Consider the following 20,481-nt stretch of genomic DNA (forward strand, 5'->3'; position numbering starts at 1 on the left):
CGTTACATCCCCACCCGCGTGATCTGGTCACGGGCGCGCTGTTCGACCTCGCCGTACTTGATCGCGGCGGTTGCTGTGGCGGTGCCGGACGCTGTCACGTCGTCGCCGATCGTGGCCACGGTGGTCATCAGCACAGCGGTGGCGTCGGCGAGTGCCGCCGCGAAGCGGGCGCCCACCGGCCCCAACGCGGCGGCGAGTGTCGGACCCAAGTCCCGGGACAACAGCCCGGCGGACGCGGCCAGCTCGGCGCCCAGGTCGTTGGTGGCTGCGCCGTATGCGCGGATGGCGTCGGTATCAGCGTGCATGCGTCGTTGGACGGCCGCGGGTTATCGCCGGTTCCGATCTCCACGTAATCGACTATCAGCACGCTTATGCTGTGCCAGCTGCCCGGTAACGGCGTAGGTCACAAACCCGAGAACCTTGCCTTGGGTGCAGTGCTCACCACGCTGTCGTTCTTGTGCGTCGCGCTGGTCAGCGCTTTCGGCAAGACAGCGGGTCAATACACGTCGACCGGAGTCGTCGTGCTGTTCCAGAACTTGATCTGCCTGCTGTTCGTCACTCCGGTGGCGATGCGCGGTGGCTGGGCGTCGTTGCGAACCGAGAAAATCGGTTTGCACATCTTGCGTGCCGCAAGCGGAACCGCTTGCTGGTACGCCCTTTTCGTCGCGATGACGATGATGCCGTTGTGCTGGTCCTAGGCCCACACCTCGCCACGGTGATGGCCGTGCCACTGGCCGTGGTCCAGTGGCAGCCGTTGGTGGCACGGGCCTGGATTCCCTGTTCGGTGTCGGCGTTTCGCAGCTGCTCTCGCAGATATTCATCGTGCTCGCATACCGCTACGCCTCGTCGGTAAAGCTCGGTCCGTTCGTCTATACGGTCATCGTCTTCACGGCATTGATCGACTGGGTGGGCTTGTCGCAATTCGCGGACAGCCGAAGGTGCCGCCGATGGCTACCGTCGAGAGTTAGGGTCGGCGGATGGACGTGCGCGTCGTCGACCACCCGCTGGCCGCGGCGCGGCTGAGCACGCTGCGCGACGAGCGCACGGACAACGCGGTCTTTCGCGCCGCCCTGCGCGACCTCACTCTGATGCTGGTGTACGAGGCCACCCGCGATTTGGCCACCGAAACCATCCCGGTTCGCACGCCGCTGGCCGAAACCACCGGATCGCGATTGGCCAACCCGCCGTTGCTGGTGCCGGTGCTGCGGGCCGGCCTGGGCATGGTCGATCAAGCGCATGCGCTGATCCCGGAGGCGAAGGTGGGGTTTGTCGGTGTCGCCCGCGACGAGGAAACCCACCGGCCCACCCAGTATCTGGAGTCGTTGCCCGACGACCTGAGCACCCAACCGGTGATGGTGCTCGACCCGATGCTGGCCACCGGCGGGTCGATGGCGCACACCATCGGCCTGCTGCATGCCCGCAATGCCGTTGACATCACCGCGATTTGCGTCGTGGTCGCACCGGAGGGAATTGCGGCGCTGGAGAAGGTGGCACCCGACATTCGACTCTTCACCGCGACCATCGACGACCACCTCAACGACATCGCCTACATCGTTCCGGGTCTCGGCGATGCCGGCGATCGTCAGTTCGGGCCGCGCTAGCCGATCGCTACCACTGCGCGGCGATGCCGACCAGCTCGTCCCGTATCTGGCCGGCGTGGGCGCGGGCGGCGTCGAGGTCACCGGCCTCACAGGACTGCCGAACCTCGATGTAGGACTTGACTTTCGGCTCGGTACCCGACGGCCGGACCACCACGCGTACCGCGGTATCGGTGTCGGCGCCCTCGATGATCACCGCGTCGGTGCGTTTTTGAAACGGCTGGACGGCCGCCAGGTCGGTCATGGCGACGTCGAAGCCGGCGAGCTTCGTCGGTGGCTTGGATCGCATGGACGTCATCACCTCTGCGGCGGTGTCGGCGTCGGTGACCGGCCGTGACACCGCGGTGGTGGTGTGTACGCCGTGCCGACGGGCGAGCTCGTCCAGCGCGTCGAGGACCGTGCGTCCCCGTTCACGCAGCGCGGCGACCAAGTCGCAGAACAACACCGCGGCACTGATGCCGTCCTTGTCGCGGACCGCGGCCGGATCGACGCAATGCCCGATCGCCTCCTCGTAGGCATAGATCAGCGTGCAGCCCGGCAGGTCGGCGTCGGCCCGGGACAGCCATTTGAAGCCGGTCAGGGTTTCGACGTGCCGGGCGCCGTGTGCCGCGGCGATCGCGGCGAGCAGGCGCGACGACACCACCGTGCTGGCCACCACGGTGTGGTCGCTGACTTCACCGGGTTCGATCTGAGATAGTAGGTAATCGCCCAGCAGCCAACCGGTTTCGTCACCGGTCAGCATGCGCCATCCATCGGGTGTCGACACTCCGACGGCGCACCGGTCGCCGTCGGGATCCAGCGCGATGGCGACTTCCGCGTCGACATCGGTGGCCAGCTTGAGCAATTCGTCGGTGGCGCCCGGGTCCTCCGGGTTGGGAAACGGCACCGTGGGAAAGTCGGGGTCGGGGGCGAACTGACTCTCGACCACGTGCACGTCGGCCAGCCCGGCACGGACCAGTGCGTCGAGGGCGAATTCACCGGCCACCCCGTGCAGGGGTGTGAAGGCGATCCGCACCGAGTGGTGCGTGTGCCGAACATGGGCGGCGCGCTCCACGTAGCGCTGGATGAGATCCACTCCCGAGGTTTCGACGGCCGCCCTGGCGATTTCGTCGGCGTGCGGCGCCTTGCCGATGGTGGCCTCGATGTCCCGGTCGGTGGGCGGGACGATCTGCAGCCCGCTGTCGAAATAGACCTTGTATCCGTTGTCGGACGGCGGGTTGTGCGACGCGGTTATCTGGATGGCAGCGGCGGCACGGAGATATCGCGCCGCGAATGCCACCACCGGCGTCGGAACCGCGGTGAACATGAGGGTCACCCGAAAGCCTTCGGCGGCAAGGACTTCGGCGGCAGCAAGAGCGAACTGCTCGGAGCCGTGCCGAACGTCGCGGCCGACTACGACCCGTGATCCGCCCAGGCCACGATCCTTGAGCACCTGGGCGACGGCCCAGGTGGTGCGCAACACGACGGCCAGGTTCATTGCGTCGGGTCCGCCGCGCAGCGGGCCACGCAGACCCGCCGTCCCGAAGGTCAACGGACGGGCGAACCGCTCCTCGAGCTCGTCGTCGGTGCATGCCTTCAGTTCGGCGGCCGTCACCGGATCGGGGTCGTGAGCGATCCACTCCCGCGCGGCCGATGCGGTCCCCGACTGGGTCATACGGTCAGTGTGCCCAATTTGGTTTCCGCGTAAGCCAGCTTGCGCAGCACGGGTGCCACCAACATCAGCAGGTCGATTTCCAGCTCGGAGAGGTTGTCGCGCATGGTGTCGTGCAGCCAGGCGTCGCGTTCGGCGCGATCACCTTCGAGCAAGTCGGTACCCGCTACAGTGATTTGGACCAGCTGACGGCGCCGGTCCTCGTCGTCCGGCCGCCGCGCCACCAGATCCCGGCTCACCAGCTCGTTGATGCTGTCGGTGAGGGACTGCACCCGCACATGCAGCCGCCCGGCGAGTTCGGCCGGAGTGCTGACACCGGTCCTGCTGACCTCGCCGAGAACTTCCATCTGGGACAGGGTCAGGCCGTGATCGGGCCGGTGGCGGCGCATCTGCCTGGACACGGCCATCATCGACTCCCGCAGCTCGGTGGCTGGCGAGTAAACGGTCATAACCAAGTTATACCTTGGTAATTATCCGCTGTCATGTAGATAACACCGAAGTTGCATGCGAAAAATGACAAGGGCATACTTGCATTTATCGTGACGAGACGGCGACTGATGCAGACGGCGAAATGGGCGTTGCTGGTGGTGGCGACGGTCGCCGTCACCATCCCGCTCACCATCGTCGGCGTCCCATCGGCGGCGCTGTTCGCGGCGCTGGCCGTCGGCATCGCGCTGGCGCTGGCCTCGCTCGCCCCCCGGCGGGTCCCCCGCCCAGCCGGTCTGGCCGCACAGGGTGTGCTGGGCGTCTACATCGGCACCATGGTTCATCGCGACGCGGTGAACGCCCTCGGGTCGGATTGGCCCCTCGTGGTCGCGGTCGCGGTCGCCACGCTGGTGCTCAGCATCGCTGCCGGTGGGTTGCTCGGTATGCACCGCGACGTCAGCCCGCTGACCGGTGCACTGGCGCTGGTGGCCGGCGGCGCGTCGGGCCTTATCGCGATCGCGCGTGAGCTCGGCGGCGACGATCGCGTCGTGGCGGTCGTGCAGTACCTGCGGGTGGGGCTGATCACCGCCTCCATGCCGGTCGTCGTCACGCTGATCTATCACGCCGACAAGTCGCGTCATTCCGTGACGGGTACTGAAAGCGCCTCGGCGCCTTGGTATCTCAGTCTGGCGCTGATGGCCGTCGTCGTCGTCATCGGGGCGTCCGGCGGTCGGCTCGTTCGGCTGCCCGGCGCCGGGCTGCTCGGGCCACTGGCGCTGACCGTGGCGCTGCAGCTGACCGGGTTGTCGTTCGGCCTGACGGTTCCGGACCTACTGGTGCAGGTCGGTTACATGTTGATCGGCTGGCAGGCCGGCGTCGCGTTCACCCGTGAATCGATGCGCGCGGTCGGCCGGATGCTACCGGCGGCGATCGGCCTGATCGTTGTGCTCAGCGTCGCCACCGCCGGACTCGGTGTGCTGCTGGCCGACATCGCCGGACTGACCCCGCTCGAGGGCTACCTCGCCACCAGCCCCGGCGGGGTGTACGCCGTGCTGGCCACGGCGGTGGAGACCGGGTCGAACGTCACCTTCGTCATTGCCGCCCAGGTGCTGCGAATACTGCTGATGCTGTTCGCGGCTCCGCTGCTGGCCCGAGGTGTGATGTGGGCGAGCGAGCGCCTCGGGAGTCAAAGCCGCGAGATCACCCCGGCCAGCAGGGAGCCCGTCGCGGTCGCGGATTGACGCCCGGCGGCCAGCACTTCGTCGTGGTCCAACGGTTGGTCCGTCGTGCCGGCCGCCGGATTCGTCACCAGCGACACCGCCAGCACCTCCGCGCCGGCCGCCCGCGCGGCGATCGTCTCGTGCACCGTCGACATCCCGACCAAATCCGCACCCAGCGTGCGCAGCATCCTGATCTCGGCCGGCGTTTCGTAATGCGGTCCGGGCAGGCAGGCGTAGACCCCCTCGGCGAGGGCGGGATCGACCTCGCGCGCCAGAGCGCGCAGCCGCGGCGAATACGCGTCGACCAGGTCGACGAACTGCGCGCCGACCAGCGGTGATCGCGCGGTCAGGTTCAAGTGGTCGCTGATCAGGACGGGCTGTCCGACAGTGAAATCCGACCGCAGGGTGCCCGCGGCGTTGGTCAGCACCACCGTTCGCACGCCCGCCGCGCACGCCGCACGCACCGGGTGCACGACGTTGCGCAGGTCGTGTGCCTCGTAGGCGTGGACCCTGCCGACGAAAACCAGTACCCGGTGATCGCCGGTGTGCACCGACAACACCCGGCCGCCGTGTCCGGCCACGGACGGTGCGGTGAAGCCTGGCAGCTCGGCGACCGGCACCACCGCGGTGGGCGCACCGAGTTCGTCGGCGGCAGCTGCCCACCCGGAACCGAGCACCACGGCGACGTCGTGCTCGCCGACCCCGGTGCGCTCGGCGATGGCGGCCGCGGCCTGCTTCGCTACCGCCTCCGGATCGGTCACAGTGGGGCAGCTTAGCTGTCAGTGAGATACTGCGAGAATGCCTACCGCTGCCGCGTCGTTAAGCGTCGAAGACGCAGTTAACCGGCGCAGTGGTGACTTGATCGAGATTTCGCACGCCATTCACGCCGAGCCGGAGCTGGCGTTCGCCGAACACCGAAGTTGCGCCAAGACGCAGGCGCTGGTCGCCGAATACGGCTTCGAGATCACCGCGGCGCCCGGCGGGTTGGACACCGCGTTTCGCGCCGACTTCGGCAGCGGCCCGCTGGTGGTCGGCATCTGCGCGGAATACGATGCGCTGCCCGGAATCGGGCATGCCTGCGGCCACAACATCATCGCGGCATCGGCCGTCGGCACGGCGCTCGCACTGGCCGAGGTGGCCGACGAGCTGGGGCTGACGGTCGTGTTGCTCGGCACCCCTGCCGAGGAGGCCGGCGGCGGAAAAGTGTTGCTGCTCAAGGCCGGAACGTTCGACGACATCGCCGCGGCGGTGATGCTGCATCCTGGCCCGCTCGACATCGCCCGAGCGCGCTCGCTGGCGCTGTCCCAGGTCCAAGTCGGATATCGGGGCCGGGAGGCGCACGCGGCGGTCGCGCCGTATCTGGGCATCAACGCCCTGGACGCCGTCACCGTGACGCAGGTGGCGATCGGGCTGCTGCGCCAACAGTTGGCGCCCGGCCAGATGGTGCACGGCATCGTCACTGACGGGGGACAGGCCACCAATGTGATCCCCGCCTACGCCGAATTGCGGTACACGATGCGCGCCAATGACGCGACGTTGTTGCGCCAGCTCGAGGACAGGATGGCCGACTGCTTCCTGGCCGGTGCGGTGGCCACGGGCTGTGACTACCAGGTCGAAGAGACCGAGCCGCCCTACCACGAGCTCACTCCCGACAAGTGGCTGGCCGATACCTTCCGGGCCGAGATGATTCGACTGGGCCGGACGCCGGTGGCCGAAGAGGTGGAGGCGGTGGTACCGCTGGGCAGCACCGACATGGGCAACGTGACCCAGGTGCTTCCGGGCATACACCCCATCGTCGGCATCGATGCCGAAGGTGCTTCGGTGCACCAGCCGGCCTTCGCCACGGCGGCCGCGGGGCCGAGCGCCGACCGCGCCGTCGTCGAGGGCGCGATCATGCTGGCGCGCACGGTGGTCAAGCTGGCCGAGACGCCCGCCGAGCGCGATCGTGTGCTGGAGCAACTGGCGAGGCGGGTGGCGTCATGAAACTCGCCAATGCCGCCGAGATCTGGCTGGCGGACCATTACGAAAACGTGCTGGCGTGGCGCAGGCACATCCACGCCCACCCCGAGCTCGGGCGGCAGGAGTTCGCCACCACCCAGTTCGTCGCCACACACCTGGCCGATGCCGGCCTCAACCCGAAGGTGCTGCCCGGCGGCACGGGCTTGATCTGCGACCTCGGTCCGGAGCACGGGCCACGCATCGCGCTGCGGGCCGACATGGACGGGCTGCCGATGGCCGATCGGACCGGGACGCCCTACGCCTCGGTGGTGCCCAACGTGGCGCACGCCTGCGGCCACGACGCGCACACCGCGGTGCTCCTGGGCGCGGCGCTGGTGCTGAACGCCGTGCCCGAGCTGCCGGTCGGGGTGCGGCTGATCTTCCAGGCCGCCGAGGAGCTGATGCCGGGCGGTGCGGTCGACGCCATCGCGGCGGGCGCACTGGTCGGGGTATCGCGCATTTTCGCGCTGCACTGCGACCCGCGGCTGGCGGTCGGCAAGGTCGCGGTGCGGGCCGGGCCGATCACCTCGGCCGCCGATCACATCGAGGTCACGCTGCACAGCCTGGGCGGGCACACCTCGCGGCCGCACCTGACCGGTGACCTGGTGTATGGGCTCGGCACGCTGATCACCGGCGTGCCCGGCGTGCTGTCTCGTCGCGTCGACCCGCGCAACAGCACGGTGATGGTGTGGGGGGCGGTCGATGCCGGGGTGGCGGCGAACGCGATCCCGCAGACCGGCACGCTGGCCGGGACGTTGCGCACGGCCAACCACGACACCTGGCTGACGTTGGAGTCGATTGTCCGCGAGACGGTCAGTTCGCTGCTCGCGCCGCTCGGCATCGAGCACACCCTGCAATACCGCCGTGGTGTGCCGCCGGTGGTGAACGAGGAGATCTCGACACGGATCCTGACCCATGCGATCGAGGCGCTCGGGCCCGATGTTCTCTCCGACACCCGTCAATCCGGCGGCGGCGAGGACTTCTCCTGGTATCTCGAGGAGGTACCGGGTGCGATGGCGAGGCTGGGCGTCTGGTCCGGTCGCGGACGGCAGCTCGATCTGCACCAGCCGACGTTCGACATCGACGAGCGTTCCCTCGCCGTGGGCGTGCGCATGCTGGTCAACACCGTCGAGCAGGCCGCCACCTTCTAGCTTCCTTTGCACCGCGAGCGTGCGTGTCTGCAGGCGACACGCCGCTATCTCCCGGCATTTTGCGCACGCTCGCGGGCGCGCGACCGTGCCCAGTTGGCCGTTCATCCCCAACTCCGCCGGGACGGCTACCGCTGCCGTCACGGGGGGCTGACCATGGCCGCTATGGAATCAGATCTCGAGCGGCTGTTCGACCAGCAGGGTGGAGTCGCTACGAGCGGCCAGATCCTGACTTACCTGACCCGCGCGAACTTCGATGCGGAGCTGAAAACTGGTGCACTGGAACGGATATGGCAGGGCATCTACTGTCGCGGCGAGCCGACCGATGGCCTGAGGCTACGCGGCCTCGACCTTTCGTCAGGCACTAAAGTCCCGGTCTGCCTCGGTACCGCCGCCGCGATGCACGGCTTCGACACGGAAGAGCCCGCCGATCTCCACGTGCTCAATCCGCCGCGCCATCAGCTGCGTTCCTCCGATGGCCTGGTGGTCCATCGCCGCGACGGCGCGCCGCTTGTGATGGTCGACGGACGGCGCGTCACATCCCCGGCGTGGACCGCGGTCGAGGTGGCCCGCAGCCTGCGGCGCCCTCGCGCATTGGCGACGCTGGACGCCGCGCTGCGCAGCGGGACATGCAACCGCGCCGAACTCTGGCGGGCCGCCATCGAGCAGGCGGGCCGTCGCGGCATTGTCGCGGTGCGCGAACTGTTGCCATTGACAGATGGCCGAGCGGAATCTCCGATGGAGAGCGAGGCACGGCTTGCCATGATTGACGGTGGACTGCCAATTCCCGAGCTGCAGTACGAAGTCGTCGATGGGAATGGCCGGCTAAGGCGCCTCGATTTTGCGTGGCCGGACGAGCGCATTGCCGTCGAATACGACGGCATGGACTGGCACAGCGGTGCCGACGCGATGCGGCGGGATCGCGAGCGTCATGCGGCTCTACAGGACATTCGGTGGGTGGTCATATCGATCGTGTTCGAAGATGTGCGCTATCGGTCGTGGGACTTCGTCGCGCGCATCGAGATGCAGTTACGTCGCGCTCAGGCGGCGTGAGTGTGCGCAGGATGCCGGAAATTGTCGGCGTGTCGTGTGCAAACACGCACGCTCGCGGGAAAAGGTGACCTAGGTGCCGGGGCCGATGTTGCGGGCGGGGCGGGTTCGCAGATCGCGCACGTAATCCGCTGGCGCACCGGCGATCTCGGCGGCGTCGGCCATCACGCCAAGGTAGCGCGCTGAGGGAAGTCCGCCTTCCCACGCGTCGACGACATATAGCCAGGCCAACACCGGATCCGTTGTGGTGTCCGAGGATAGCCGATCCACTCGACACCGGATCTTCTTGTGAATACCGAGCTCGCTGCCCTCCCAGCGGTCGAGGTTCTTCTCGTCGGCCACCGTCATGTCGTAGAGAACCACGAACACCTTCGACACCGGGTCCTCGACGATGGTGGCCAGCGCGCCATCCCAGCCAATGTCCTCGCCGCCGAACGTCAGCCGCCAGCCGTGCAGCCACCCCGTCCCCGCCATCGGCGAATGCGGCGCCCGCTGCAACATCTGCTCCGGATGCATGTTGGATCCGTAAGCGGCGTATAGCGGCACGGAGGAAAGCGTAAGGCTTCGCGTGGTGGCTGGGCGATCAACGGCACGCTTGGCTAGGTTAAGGCGGTGGCAACGCGCATCGTGATCATCGGCGGCGGGCCCGCCGGCTATGAGGCGGCATTGGTGGCCGCCGCCCGAGGTCGCGAGGTCGCCGAGGTCATCGTCGTCGACAGCGACGGCATCGGCGGCGCGTGCGTGCTCTTTGACTGCGTGCCGTCCAAGACATTCATCGCCTCCACCGGCGTGCGCACCGAGCTGCGCCGAGGGCCCGATCTGGGTTTCGACTTCGAGTTCGAAGACGCCAAGATCTCTTTGCCAAAAATCCACGACCGCGTCAAAACGCTTGCCGCCGCCCAGTCCGCCGATATCGCCGACCGGCTGCGCAGCGAGGGGGTCACGCTCATCAACGGCCGGGGCGAACTGGCCGACAACGTGCCGGGCATGGCCCAGCACCGCATCAAGGTGACCACCCCCGACGGATCGACGAGCACATTGGAGGCCGACGTCGTCCTGATCGCGACCGGCGCAAGCCCACGCGTGCTGCCGGGCGTGAACCCCGACGGCGAGCGAATCCTGAACTGGCGCCAGCTTTATGACCTCGACACGCCGCCCGAGCATCTTGTCGTGGTGGGTTCCGGCGTCACCGGCGCCGAATTCGTCAACGCCTACACCGAACTCGGCGTGACGATCACCGTGGTCGCAAGTCGCGATCAGATTCTGCCGCACGAGGATTCGGACGCCGCCGCGGTGCTGGAGGAACTGTGGGCCGAACGCGGCGTCGTCCTGGTCAAGAACGCGCGTGCCGACTCGGTGACCAGAACCGACGAAGGGGTGCTGGTCACCATGACCGACGGCCGCACCGTCGAAGCCAGCCACGCCCTGATGACCGTCGGCTCGGTGCCCAACACCAGCTCGTTAGGACTGGAGCGCGTCGGCATCGAGCTCGGGCCGGGCAACTACCTCACCGTCGACCGGGTGTCTCGCACCTCGGTGTCGGGCATCTACGCCGCCGGCGATTGCACCGGCCTGATGCTGCTGGCCTCGGTCGCGGCCATGCAGGGCCGGATCGCGATGTACCACGCGCTGGGCGAAGCGCTCAGCCCGATTCGGCTCCGCACGGTGGCCGCGGCGGTGTTCACCCGGCCGGAGATCGCCGCCGTCGGCGTCCCGCAGGCCAGGATCGACGACGGGACGGTGCCGGCCCGCACGATCATGCTGCCGCTGAACACGAACGCCAGGGCCAAGATGTCCAGCCTGCGCCGCGGCTTCGTCAAGATCTTCTGCCGTCCGGCCAGCGGCGTCGTGATCGGCGGTGTGGTGGTCGCCCCGATCGCTTCCGAGCTCATCCTGCCGATCGCACTGGCCGTGCAGGACGGCCTTCCGGTCGACGAGCTCGCCGAGACGTTCTCGGTCTACCCGTCGCTGTCCGGCTCGATCACCGAAGCGGGCCGCCGACTGATGGCGCACGACGATTTGGATTAGCCGCACGTAACCTAGGGTGGGCAACGTCTTACCGACGAGTAACAAGAGGAGTGCTTGGCGTGAAGGACCCGATCGCCGCGACGGGCACCGGGCACACCCTGATGGATCCCCAGCAGCGCCAACAGGCTTGGGAGCGGCTCGGCAGCGAGCAGTTCGACGTCGTCGTCATCGGCGGCGGGGTAGTCGGGGCCGGCGCCGCACTGGACGCCGCCACCCGCGGGCTGAAGGTTGCGCTCGTGGAGGCCCGCGACTTCGCCTCCGGCACCTCGAGCCGATCGTCGAAGATGTTTCACGGCGGTCTGCGCTACCTCGAGCAGCTCGAGTTCGGGTTGGTGCGCGAGGCGTTGCATGAGCGTGAGCTGTCGCTGAATACGCTGGCGCCGCATCTGGTCAAGCCCCTGCCGTTCCTGTTTCCGCTGACCAAGCGCTGGTGGGAGCGGCCGTATGTGGCCGCGGGCATCTTTCTTTATGATCAGCTCGGCGGCGCGAAATCCGTTCCGCCGCAAAAGCATTTGACCCGAGCCAGCGCATTACGGCTGTCGCCGGGGCTGAAGCGCACGTCGTTGATCGGCGGCATCCGGTATTACGACACCGTGGTCGACGACGCCCGGCACACGATGACGGTGGCCCGCACGGCGGCCCACTACGGGGCGGTGGTGCGGTCGTCGACGCAGGTGGTGTCGCTGCTGCGGGAGGGCGACCGGGTGATCGGTGTGCAGGTGCGCGATTCGGAGGATGGCTCGATCACCGAAGTGGCCGGGCACGTGGTGGTCAACGCGACCGGCGTGTGGACCGACGAGATCCAGGCACTGTCCAAGCAGCGTGGGCGGTTCCGGGTCCGCGCATCCAAGGGCGTGCATGTGGTGGTGCCACGGGACCGGATCGTCAGCGAGGTGGCGATCATCCTGCGCACCGAACGGTCGGTGCTGTTCGTCATTCCGTGGGGCACGCACTGGATCATCGGCACCACCGATACCGACTGGAACCTGGACCTGGCCCACCCCGCGGCCACCAAGGCCGACATCGACTACATCCTCGGCACCGTCAACACGGTGCTGGCCACCCCGCTCACCCACGACGACATCGACGGCGTCTACGCCGGGTTGCGGCCACTGCTGGCCGGCGAGAGTGAGGAAACCTCAAAGTTGTCCCGCGAGCACGCCGTCGCGGTACCCGCGCCCGGGTTGGTCGCGATCGCGGGCGGCAAGTACACCACTTACCGGGTGATGGGGGCCGATGCGATCGACGCCGCCAGCGAGTACGTGCCCGCCAGGGTGGCGCCGTCGATCACCGGGAAGGTGCCGCTGATGGGCGCCGACGGTTACTTCGCGCTGATCAACCAGACCGAGCACGTGGGCGCGATGTATGACCTGCATCCCTACCGGGTGCGCCATCTGCTGGACCGCTACGGATCGCTGATCGGCGAGGTGCTCGCGATGGGCGAGGGCCGGCCCGAGCTGCTGTCGCCGATCACCGAGGCGGCGGTGTATCTCAAGGTCGAGGCCTGGTACGCCGCGGCCGCGGAGGGCGCGTTGCATCTGGAGGACATCCTGGCCCGGCGGATGCGGATATCGATCGAATACCCCCATCGCGGGGTGGACTGTGCCCGCGAGGTCGCGGAGGTGGTCGCGCCGGTACTGGGCTGGAGCGCCGAGGACATCGACCGCGAGGTGAACACCTACATCGCGCGGGTTGACGCCGAGGTGCGATCGCAGCAGCAGCCCGACGACGAATCCGCCGACGCACTGCGGGCAGCGGCGCCGGAGGCGCGCGCGGAGATCCTCGAACCGGTGCCGCTCAATTGAGACGGGCCGCGCCGCTGCCACCACGCGACGGGCTTGGACCCGCACGGGTGCGGCTGTGCGGTGGGCCCGTGCTCGCCGAGCTGCAGTCCCGGTTCGGTGCACGGGCCCGCGCGAAAGTGCTTGCCGGAGAGGTGGTTGACGCCGCCGGCGGTGTCATCGACTCGACGACGCTTCTGCCGGCCGGCGCCAGCGTGTATCTGTACCGGGACCTGCCCGATGAGGTGCCGGTGCCGTTCGACATCCCGGTGCTGTACCGCGACGACGACGTCGTGGTGGTCGACAAGCCGCACTTCCTGGCCACCATGCCACGCGGCGGCCACGTCGCGCAGACCGCGCTGGTCCGGTTGCGCCGTGATCTCGGTCTGCCGGAGCTGAGCCCCGCGCATCGGCTCGACCGGCTGACCGCCGGGGTGCTGTTGTTCACCACGCGCCGCGAGCTGCGCGGCCGTTACCAGACGTTGTTTTCCCGCGGACTCGTTCGCAAGACCTATCTCGCTCGCGCGGGTGTCGACCCGTCGGTCGCGCTGCCGACCGTGGTGCGCAGCCGAATCATCAAGCGGCGTGGGCAGTTGCAGGCGGTTGAAGTACCGGGCGAGCCCAATGCCGAGACGCTGATCGAGCTTGGCTCCAATGGCCTGTACCGGCTGACTCCGCGCACGGGTCGGACACATCAGTTGCGCGTGCACATGGCATCATTCGGCCTGCCGATCATCGGAGACTCGTTGTACCCCAGTGTCATCGATGTTGCACGTGACGACTTCTCGCGGCCGCTGCAGCTGTTGGCCCACACGATCGAGTTCGAAGACCCGACCAGCGGATGTTTGCGTCGGTTCAGCAGCAGGCGCAGTATCAACGAATGACAGGCGCAACGGTCGGCCGGCTCTGGCATTACCCCGTCAAATCGATGCAGGGCCAAGAGGTGCAGGAAGTCCTGGTCGGCCCCGGTGGCGTAGCCGGTGATCGCGCGTACGGTTTCGTCGACGTCGAGACCGGCCGGTTGGCCAGCGCCAAGCGACCCAAGCGATTCGGTCCGATGCTGGACTGTCACGCAAGGTTCCAGGCTCCGCCCGGCCAGGACGGGCCGCCGCCGCCCATCGAGGTCACCTTTCCCGACGGCGCGGTGGTACGAGGCGACAGCGACGACGGAGCCGAGTTGACGCGGCGCACACAGGAGCTGCTTGGCCGCGAAGTGCGCCTCATCACCACGGTGCCGGACGGCCTCGCCTTCGACGAGCTGTGGCCCGACATCGACGGCCTCGGCCCCGACGCCCTGGTGAATGCGATGCAGATCGAGCCGCCCGACAGCCACGGCGACCGCGTCGTGCAGTTCCCGGTGGCCATGGCGGCGCCGGGAACCATGCTGGATCTGGCCGCACTGCACGTGCTGGCCGCCAGCACCCTGCGCAGGTTGGCCGGCGAGCATCCGGAAGGGGATTGGGACCCGCGGCGAATGCGGCCCAACATGCTCATCGACGACGTCGGTGAGCCGGCCGACGAGGATGATTGGCTGGGCTGCGACCTGCACATCGGCACGGAGGCCGTCGTGCACGTCGTCGGACCGACGCCCCGCTGCGTGATGACGACGCTCGCTCAACCCGGGTTGCCGAGGGATGGCGCGGTGCTGAAGACGATTGCCCGTGTCGGGCTCAAACAAATCGGCGCGGTGGGCCAATTCGCCTGTGTCGGTTCATATGCCGAGGTCGTCACACCCGGTGTGGTCCGCCGCGGCGACCCGGTTCGGATCGAGCGTGTTCAGCCACGCCAGGGCGCACTGTCGGCGACAATGGAGATGATGGCCGCCGCACTCTCGGCGGGTAGCCGCAAATGAAGGAGTGGATCTGGTGAAGATCTGGTCGCACGCAGCGGGCTGGGCCGCCGTCTTGGTCTTCCTCGGCGGACTGACACTGCCTGCAAGCCCGACCGCCCAGGCCACGTTGTGTGGCTCGGTGGGCGGCCGGCACGTCGACGTCACCGGGTGTGCCGACCCGCTTTCCTATCTCAACGACATACCGCCACCTCCGCCTCCGCCACCACCCCCGGGTGCACCATTGCCGCCGCCGCCACCACCGCCGCCGCCACCACCGGTGTGGGTGCCGGGACAGAACGTTGACGTGTGCGCCAACGTGGGCCGGCGGGTCAGCGTCAGCGGCTGCGTTTAGGGCTACTGACCGCGTGAACCGCAAAGCGTTCGAGCATCTCTTTGACATGACCGACCGCACCGTCATCGTGACGGGCGGCACCCGCGGGATCGGTCTGGCCCTGGCCGAAGGTTTCGCCCTGGCCGGAGCCAAGGTGGCGGTGGCCAGCCGCAAGCCCGACGCCTGCGAACAGGCCGCTGCGCATCTGCGCGACCTCGGCGGCCGGGCCATCGGCGTGCCGACGCACCTCGGCAACGTCGACGACCTCGGCGCCCTCGTGCAGCGGACCGTCGACGAGTTCGGTGGCATCGACGTGGTGGTGAACAACGCCGCCAACGCGTTGGCGCAGCCGCTGGGCGAGATGACCCCCGAAGCGTGGGCGAAGTCCTACGAGGTGAACCTGCGCGGACCGGTGTTCCTCGTCCAGCATGCGCTGCCCTACCTGAAGGAGAGTTCGCACGCCGCGGTGTTGAACATGGTGTCGACGGGTGCGTTCAACTTCGCGCCATCGCTGTCCATCTACGCCTCCGGCAAGGCCGCGCTGATGTCGGTGACCCGCTCGATGTCCGCCGAGTTCGTGTCGTTCGGCATCCGCGTCAACGCGTTGGCGCCCGGACCCGTCGACACGGACATGATGCGCAAGAATTCCCAAGTGGCGATCGACTACATGGTCGGCGGCACGCTGATGAGGCGTCTGGCGTCTCCGGACGAGATGGTCGGCGCCGCACTGTTGTTGACCTCGGACGCCGGCAGCTACATGACCGGGCAGGTGATCATCGTTGACGGTGGCGGAACGCCTCGCTAGCCGCGCCCAACTCGCCGCTGGTCGACGCCAGGATTTGGCTGCGGTTCTCCACGTGCAGCGCCGATTCGAGGCTTGAGGCTTCGAGGTTTGCCCACAGCACCTGCTTCGTCGACTCCAGTCCGAATTTGCCGTATCCGCAAAGGGTTTCGGCCAGTTCAATGGCGTCATCAACCAACGAGGAGCCGTCCGACACTCGTGTCACCAGGCCGAGCCGAAGCGCTTCGTCGGCGTCGACGACCCGCGCCGTCAGAATCAGCTCAAACGCCGGACCGGCGCCGATAATGCGAGGCAACGTGTAGCTGACGCCGATGTCGCAGCCACCGAGCCCGAGCTTGATGAATTGCGTGCAGAACCGCGCCGACTCACTCGCGAGCCGGATGTCGCAGGCCAACGCGATGCCGAAACCGCCCCCGTAGGCAGGCCCGTTGACCGCCGCGATCACGGGTTGGCGCAACCGGTGAATCCGGGCGGTGATATCGGCGATGCGTTCCTGCCACCGCATACCGGAGCGCGGAAACTCCAGGCCGCCGCCGGCCCCCGATGGGTCGGCGTCCGTCAGGTCCAGCCCCGAACAGAATCCGCGTCCGGCACCGGTGAGCACGACGACCCGGCAGTCATTGTTCGCGCTGATCTCGTCGATGGTGGCGTGCAGGATCTCGACCAGCCCATAGGACAATGCGTTGAGCTTCTCGGGCCGATTGAGCGTGACGACGGCGATATCGGGACGTGGATACGACAGTTCCAGCGGCGACATGCGCCAACACTATTAGGTGCCGCTACTGCGCCAGCCGGCGACACCGACAGCGATCATCCGCAGCTGTTTGATGGCGATGCGCTTGATCTCGTCGAGCGCGGCGGGGTCGTTGGCGTCCTCGATCGCCTCGGCGATGACGATCATCGAGTTGACGAAGAGGCTGGCCAGGATGTTGAGGTCCTCGCTGCTCCAGGTGTTCAGCCCGGGGAAGCGGGCAAGGTCGATGGCCAGCTCGGAGGTGATCAATCGGATCTCGGTGCGGATCGCATACCGCAGCACCGTCACCCCGCTGGAGCGCTCGCGGCCGATGAACCGCCAGTGTTCGCGTCGTTCGTTGACGCCGTCGATGAGGATGTCGACGGAGGATTCGATGACGCGGTTGGGGTCGAGCTTCCCGGCGCGTGCACCGCGCAGCATGTCCCGCAGTGCCCGGAACGACTCGTCGATCAGGACCAGGCCCAGCGCTTCCATCGACTCGAAGTGCCGATAGAACGCGGCGGGCACGATGCCGGCCTCGCGGGTGACCTCACGCAGGCTCAATGCGGAAAAGCTGCGGTCCTCGAGCAGGCGCAGTGAAGCCGCCACGATGGCGCGGCGGGTGGCCTCCTTGCGCTCTTCACGCGACGGGGTGTCCCGTGAACGCGACCGACTCGATCTGCGCGTACGTGAGCTAGGCGTACGAGTGTTCACTCTGTGAAACCTACCACAATCAGGCACGATTCTATTGACTGATCCAGGTGTACTGACGCACGGTATACACATGTTCACCCAAACTTTGACACGCAGCGTGCGACGGTCGCCCCTGCTGGAGCTGCTGACCGGCCCCCACGGCGTGGACCGATACACCGAGCTCGTCGATCCGACATGGACGCGTGGCGATGCCCGCGCGAAGGTCGTCGCCGTGCGGCGGCAGACGCCCCGCAGCGTCTCACTGACCCTCGAACCGAATCGCGCGTTCACTGGCTTCCGGGCCGGCCAGCACATCAACCTCACGGTCGAGATCGACGGGCGGCGCAGAACCCGCTGCTACTCGCCGGCAAGTGCCCAGAGTTCTCACCTCGTCGAGCTCACGATCGGCCGCCACGACGGCGGCGTGGTGTCGACGTACCTGTGCGACCACGCGCGACCCGGCATGGTGGTCGGCCTCGACTCGGTCGGCGGCGATTTCGTCCTTCCTGCGATCCTGCCGCGCCGCATCCTGTTCGTCTCCGGTGGCAGCGGCATCACGCCGGTCATGTCGATGCTGCGGACGTTGCGTGCCGATGGATTCGAGGGAGAGCTGGCCTTCGTCCACTACGCCCGAAGCGCCGAGGAGGCCTGCTACGCCGACGAGCTCGCGACCATGACGGGAGTCCGCGTGCTGCACGGCTACACCCGCGGCGACCGTGGCGATCTCGTCGGCTATTTCGACGCTGATCATCTCGCCGCCGCGATGCCGGCACCCGACGCGGTCTTCGTGTGCGGACCACCCGCGCTCGTGGAGGCGGTCCGGACGGGGGTCCCCGATGCGAAGTCGGAGAGCTTCGTGCCGCCTGCCTTCACCGTGCCCGCCGAGTCATCCGGCGGTCGGGTGATGTTCACCGATGCCAACGTCAGCGTCACCGACAACGGCCGCCCCATCCTGGAGCAGGCCGAGGCCGCTGGCCTCAGCCCGGAAAGCGGATGCCGAATGGGCATCTGTCACACCTGCACCCGCCGCAAGACGCGCGGCGCGGTGAAGAACCTGATCACCGGCGCGGTGTCGCCCGCCGACGAAGAGGACGTGCAGATCTGTGTGTCCGCACCCGTCGGTGATGTCGACATCGCGCTCTAGAAAGGAGAGTTGGCCATGACTGCACCAACCATTGCGCAGCAGAGGACCCTTCAGAAGACGGTCGGAGGCAGGGTTGTCACCCTCACCCCCGAGCAGGCGGAGGAGTTCGGACGTGAACTCGATGCGCTGAAGGAGCGCTTGATCGCCGATCTCGGCGAGCGCGACACCACCTACATTCGACGGATCATCAAGGCGCAGCGCGGCTTAGAGCTCGCCGGACGGGCATTGCTGTTCGGCGGCATCATCCCGCCGTTCTGGCTCGCCGGCACCGCGATGCTGGGGCTGTCGAAGATCCTCGACAACATGGAGATCGGCCACAATGTCATGCACGGCCAGTACGACTGGACGGGCGATCCGGCATTGTCGAGCAAGAAATTCGAATGGGATACCGCTTGCCCGGCCGACCAATGGCGGCATTCGCACAACTATCTGCACCACACCTACACCAACATCGTGGGCATGGATCGCGACATTGGCTACGGCATCCTGCGGATGAGCGAAGACCAGCGCTGGACCCCGTACTTCCTGGGCAACCCGGTCTACGCCTTCCTGCTGATGGTGCTGTTCCAGTACGGCGTAGCGCTGCACGAGCTGGAGACCGAGCGCATCCGCGCCGGGGAGATCACGATCGCGGACAAGCGCGAGATCCTCGAGGGCATTTGGCGCAAGACCAAAAAGCAGACGCTGAAGGATTACGTGGCGTTCCCGCTGCTGGCCGGTCCGTTCGCGCCGTGGGTGTTCGCGGGGAACCTGACAGCCAACCTGATCCGCAACGTCTGGTCGTACATGATCATCTTCTGCGGCCACTTCCCCGAAGATGTCCAGGAGTTCTCCATCGAGGAGACCAAGGCGGAGACCCGCGGAATGTGGTACTTCCGCCAAATCCTGGGATCGGCAAACCTGACCGGCGGCAAGCTATTTCACATCCTGAGCGGCAACCTGTCCTTCCAGATCGAGCACCACCTGTTCCCCGACATCCCGGCTCATCGTCACGCCGAGATCGCTCCCGAGGTGCAGGAGATCTGCAATCGCTACGGCGTTCCCTATAACAAGGGTCCGCTACCGCGTCAGTTCGCCACCGTCGTCCGCAAGATCGTCAGGCTGGCCTTCCCCCAGCGCAATCGCCATGTCGCCGAAGTAGTAGAGGCAGGCTACGCCGTCTGACCGGCTATCGGGTGGTCGCGCGCCAGCCGCTCAGCACGTCCTCCACACGCGCGCGCACCTGGTATCGCGCTTCCTCGCGATCGATCCCCGACATCAGTAGCTCGGCATAGTTGGTGTCGATGTGCCGGACCGATGCCCCGACGGCGAGCCGCACGGTGTCCTGATCGAGGGCCCTCCCGGCCGCGCTCCGTCCGATCCGGCCGCTGCCGCGCGTCGCCGCGTGCCGTGCGATCGCGTCAGCCCGGCTGGTGGGGCAGCCTGGGAATTCTGCCCGGATGGCGGCGGCGAACTGGGTTTGGAACCGCACGTCCTCGTCGGTCCGGCGCGCTTCGTCGCGCTCCCGCCTGCGGGCGCGCACCTCCGCGTCGGAGAGGCACTCCTGTTCGGCATGCTCGATCGCCTCCGCGTCGGCCAGGATGCCCTGGCGCTCATATCTCTTGCGCGACCGGCTCCATCGCACCACCACCGCCGAAAGCCTGCTGGCACGCTTCGTCCGCCGAGTCAGCGCGGCGTCACCGGACGGCAGGAAGACGAGATGCCCGAGGTCCGCGCAGTCCAGGCACAGCGGCCCTGGGTCCTCCATGAGCAGAAAGTCGCCGGTGCCACCGCACGACGTGCACGTCCACTCTTTGACCGGAGCGATCACGAGGAGGTCCGGCGGTTTGCTCTGCCGCTCGATCGTGCGCTTGGGGAGATCCGGCGATACCCAGTGTGTGCGGTACGCGCGCTCTATGGCGGCATCCCCACTGACGCTGAACCGCAGCCGGCGACGGTCCCGGGTGTGGGCGACGTAGTCGGTCTCCGACGGGTTGAGTCCGCGGTCGCGCGCCCAGCGTTGCAACGCCGCCATCGCAACAGTGACCTTGCTCGGGTTGGCCTGCAC

At 67.5% G+C, this 20,481-nt stretch carries 22 protein-coding genes; 14 read left to right on the forward strand and 8 right to left on the reverse strand.

Annotation, left to right across the window (positions count from 1 at the left end):
- Window positions 1-2: 2 nt before the first annotated feature.
- Window positions 3-305, reverse strand: a complete 303-nt coding sequence (locus tag ACRDU5_RS00315) for a hypothetical protein (protein ID WP_526612221.1) — start codon at window positions 303-305, stop codon at window positions 3-5.
- 66 nt (window positions 306-371) lie between these two features.
- Between ACRDU5_RS00315 and ACRDU5_RS00320 the strand changes: the two genes are divergently transcribed.
- Both ACRDU5_RS00320 and upp read left to right on the forward strand, forming a co-directional pair.
- Complete coding sequence (locus ACRDU5_RS00320) at window positions 372-698, forward strand: hypothetical protein (RefSeq protein ID WP_526612222.1); 327 nt, start codon at window positions 372-374, stop codon at window positions 696-698.
- Between the two features lie 279 nt (window positions 699-977).
- Window positions 978-1,601: a uracil phosphoribosyltransferase gene (gene upp / locus ACRDU5_RS00325; protein ID WP_526612223.1), complete on the forward strand. Its 624-nt coding sequence runs from the start codon at window positions 978-980 to the stop codon at window positions 1,599-1,601.
- 7 nt (window positions 1,602-1,608) lie between these two features.
- On the opposite strand, the gene ACRDU5_RS00330 is transcribed toward upp, so the two are convergent.
- Both ACRDU5_RS00330 and ACRDU5_RS00335 read right to left on the reverse strand, forming a co-directional pair.
- Entirely contained in the window at window positions 1,609-3,252 is a 1,644-nt protein-coding gene (locus ACRDU5_RS00330) for a phospho-sugar mutase (RefSeq protein ID WP_526612224.1), read from the reverse strand.
- On the reverse strand, window positions 3,249-3,698 hold the full coding sequence (locus ACRDU5_RS00335) for a MarR family winged helix-turn-helix transcriptional regulator (protein ID WP_526612225.1): 450 nt from the start codon (window positions 3,696-3,698) through the stop codon (window positions 3,249-3,251). The genes ACRDU5_RS00330 and ACRDU5_RS00335 overlap by 4 nt, the downstream gene beginning before the upstream one ends.
- 108 nt (window positions 3,699-3,806) lie before the next feature.
- Here ACRDU5_RS00335 and ACRDU5_RS00340 point away from each other — a divergent pair, with 108 nt between their 5' ends.
- The gene (locus tag ACRDU5_RS00340) at window positions 3,807-4,916 is read left to right on the forward strand and encodes an AbrB family protein (protein ID WP_526612226.1); all 1,110 of its coding nucleotides are present in this window, start codon (window positions 3,807-3,809) and stop codon (window positions 4,914-4,916) included.
- Here the strand turns inward: ACRDU5_RS00340 and ACRDU5_RS00345 are convergent.
- Window positions 4,862-5,656, reverse strand: coding sequence for a purine-nucleoside phosphorylase (locus ACRDU5_RS00345; RefSeq protein ID WP_526612227.1), 795 nt, complete (start codon window positions 5,654-5,656; stop codon window positions 4,862-4,864). The genes ACRDU5_RS00340 and ACRDU5_RS00345 overlap by 55 nt on opposite strands.
- Before the next feature lie 37 nt (window positions 5,657-5,693).
- On the opposite strand from ACRDU5_RS00345, the gene ACRDU5_RS00350 reads away from it, so the two are divergent.
- From ACRDU5_RS00350 to ACRDU5_RS00360, 3 genes are all read left to right on the forward strand, one after another.
- On the forward strand, window positions 5,694-6,878 hold the full coding sequence (locus ACRDU5_RS00350) for a M20 family metallopeptidase (RefSeq protein WP_526612228.1): 1,185 nt from the start codon (window positions 5,694-5,696) through the stop codon (window positions 6,876-6,878).
- Window positions 6,875-8,044, forward strand: coding sequence for a M20 family metallopeptidase (locus ACRDU5_RS00355; protein ID WP_526612229.1), 1,170 nt, complete (start codon window positions 6,875-6,877; stop codon window positions 8,042-8,044). The genes ACRDU5_RS00350 and ACRDU5_RS00355 overlap by 4 nt, the downstream gene beginning before the upstream one ends.
- A 162-nt stretch (window positions 8,045-8,206) precedes the next feature.
- Window positions 8,207-9,094: a type IV toxin-antitoxin system AbiEi family antitoxin gene (locus ACRDU5_RS00360; protein WP_526612248.1), complete on the forward strand. Its 888-nt coding sequence runs from the start codon at window positions 8,207-8,209 to the stop codon at window positions 9,092-9,094.
- Window positions 9,095-9,163: 69 nt separating this feature from the next.
- Here the strand turns inward: ACRDU5_RS00360 and ACRDU5_RS00365 are convergent, their stop codons facing one another.
- Window positions 9,164-9,637 (reverse strand): gamma-glutamylcyclotransferase family protein, encoded by a 474-nt coding sequence (locus ACRDU5_RS00365; protein ID WP_526612230.1) that lies wholly within the window; start codon window positions 9,635-9,637, stop codon window positions 9,164-9,166.
- A gap of 66 nt (window positions 9,638-9,703) precedes the next feature.
- Here ACRDU5_RS00365 and ACRDU5_RS00370 point away from each other — a divergent pair, with 66 nt between their 5' ends.
- From ACRDU5_RS00370 to ACRDU5_RS00395, 6 genes are read left to right on the forward strand one after another with little or no spacing between them, the layout of a single operon-like run.
- A complete protein-coding gene (locus ACRDU5_RS00370; RefSeq protein WP_526612231.1) occupies window positions 9,704-11,119 on the forward strand; it encodes an NAD(P)H-quinone dehydrogenase in 1,416 nt (471 codons plus the stop codon).
- A 59-nt stretch (window positions 11,120-11,178) separates the two neighbouring features.
- On the forward strand, window positions 11,179-12,924 hold the full coding sequence (locus ACRDU5_RS00375; RefSeq protein ID WP_526612232.1) for a glycerol-3-phosphate dehydrogenase/oxidase: 1,746 nt from the start codon (window positions 11,179-11,181) through the stop codon (window positions 12,922-12,924).
- Complete coding sequence (locus tag ACRDU5_RS00380) at window positions 12,921-13,784, forward strand: pseudouridine synthase (RefSeq protein WP_526612233.1); 864 nt, start codon at window positions 12,921-12,923, stop codon at window positions 13,782-13,784. The genes ACRDU5_RS00375 and ACRDU5_RS00380 overlap by 4 nt, the downstream gene beginning before the upstream one ends.
- The gene (locus ACRDU5_RS00385) at window positions 13,781-14,752 is read left to right on the forward strand and encodes an MOSC domain-containing protein (protein ID WP_526612234.1); all 972 of its coding nucleotides are present in this window, start codon (window positions 13,781-13,783) and stop codon (window positions 14,750-14,752) included. The genes ACRDU5_RS00380 and ACRDU5_RS00385 overlap by 4 nt, the downstream gene beginning before the upstream one ends.
- A 10-nt stretch (window positions 14,753-14,762) precedes the next feature.
- Complete coding sequence (locus ACRDU5_RS00390; RefSeq protein ID WP_526612249.1) at window positions 14,763-15,083, forward strand: RNA-binding protein; 321 nt, start codon at window positions 14,763-14,765, stop codon at window positions 15,081-15,083.
- Between the two features lie 46 nt (window positions 15,084-15,129).
- Window positions 15,130-15,867 carry an SDR family NAD(P)-dependent oxidoreductase gene (locus ACRDU5_RS00395; RefSeq protein ID WP_526612235.1) on the forward strand — a complete coding sequence of 246 codons (738 nt, stop codon included), beginning with the start codon at window positions 15,130-15,132 and terminating at the stop codon, window positions 15,865-15,867.
- Here the strand turns inward: ACRDU5_RS00395 and ACRDU5_RS00400 are convergent.
- Window positions 15,836-16,621: an enoyl-CoA hydratase/isomerase family protein gene (locus tag ACRDU5_RS00400; RefSeq protein ID WP_526612236.1), complete on the reverse strand. Its 786-nt coding sequence runs from the start codon at window positions 16,619-16,621 to the stop codon at window positions 15,836-15,838. The two genes, ACRDU5_RS00395 and ACRDU5_RS00400, sit on opposite strands and share 32 nt — an antisense overlap.
- A 12-nt stretch (window positions 16,622-16,633) precedes the next feature.
- Complete coding sequence (locus ACRDU5_RS00405; protein WP_526612237.1) at window positions 16,634-17,311, reverse strand: TetR/AcrR family transcriptional regulator; 678 nt, start codon at window positions 17,309-17,311, stop codon at window positions 16,634-16,636.
- A 70-nt stretch (window positions 17,312-17,381) separates the two neighbouring features.
- Here ACRDU5_RS00405 and ACRDU5_RS00410 point away from each other — a divergent pair, with 70 nt between their 5' ends.
- Both ACRDU5_RS00410 and ACRDU5_RS00415 read left to right on the forward strand, forming a co-directional pair.
- Window positions 17,382-18,434, forward strand: coding sequence for a ferredoxin reductase (locus tag ACRDU5_RS00410; RefSeq protein WP_526612238.1), 1,053 nt, complete (start codon window positions 17,382-17,384; stop codon window positions 18,432-18,434).
- A gap of 15 nt (window positions 18,435-18,449) precedes the next feature.
- Entirely contained in the window at window positions 18,450-19,598 is a 1,149-nt protein-coding gene (locus ACRDU5_RS00415) for a fatty acid desaturase family protein (protein ID WP_526612239.1), read from the forward strand.
- Between the two features lie 4 nt (window positions 19,599-19,602).
- On the opposite strand, the gene ACRDU5_RS00420 is transcribed toward ACRDU5_RS00415, so the two are convergent.
- Window positions 19,603-20,481, reverse strand: an 879-nt coding sequence (locus ACRDU5_RS00420) for a DUF2293 domain-containing protein (RefSeq protein ID WP_526612240.1), incomplete at its 5' end; no start/stop codon positions are given.

Origin of the sequence: Mycobacterium sp., from assembly GCF_050701515.1 — a bacterium.
GTDB lineage: Bacteria > Actinomycetota > Actinomycetes > Mycobacteriales > Mycobacteriaceae > Mycobacterium.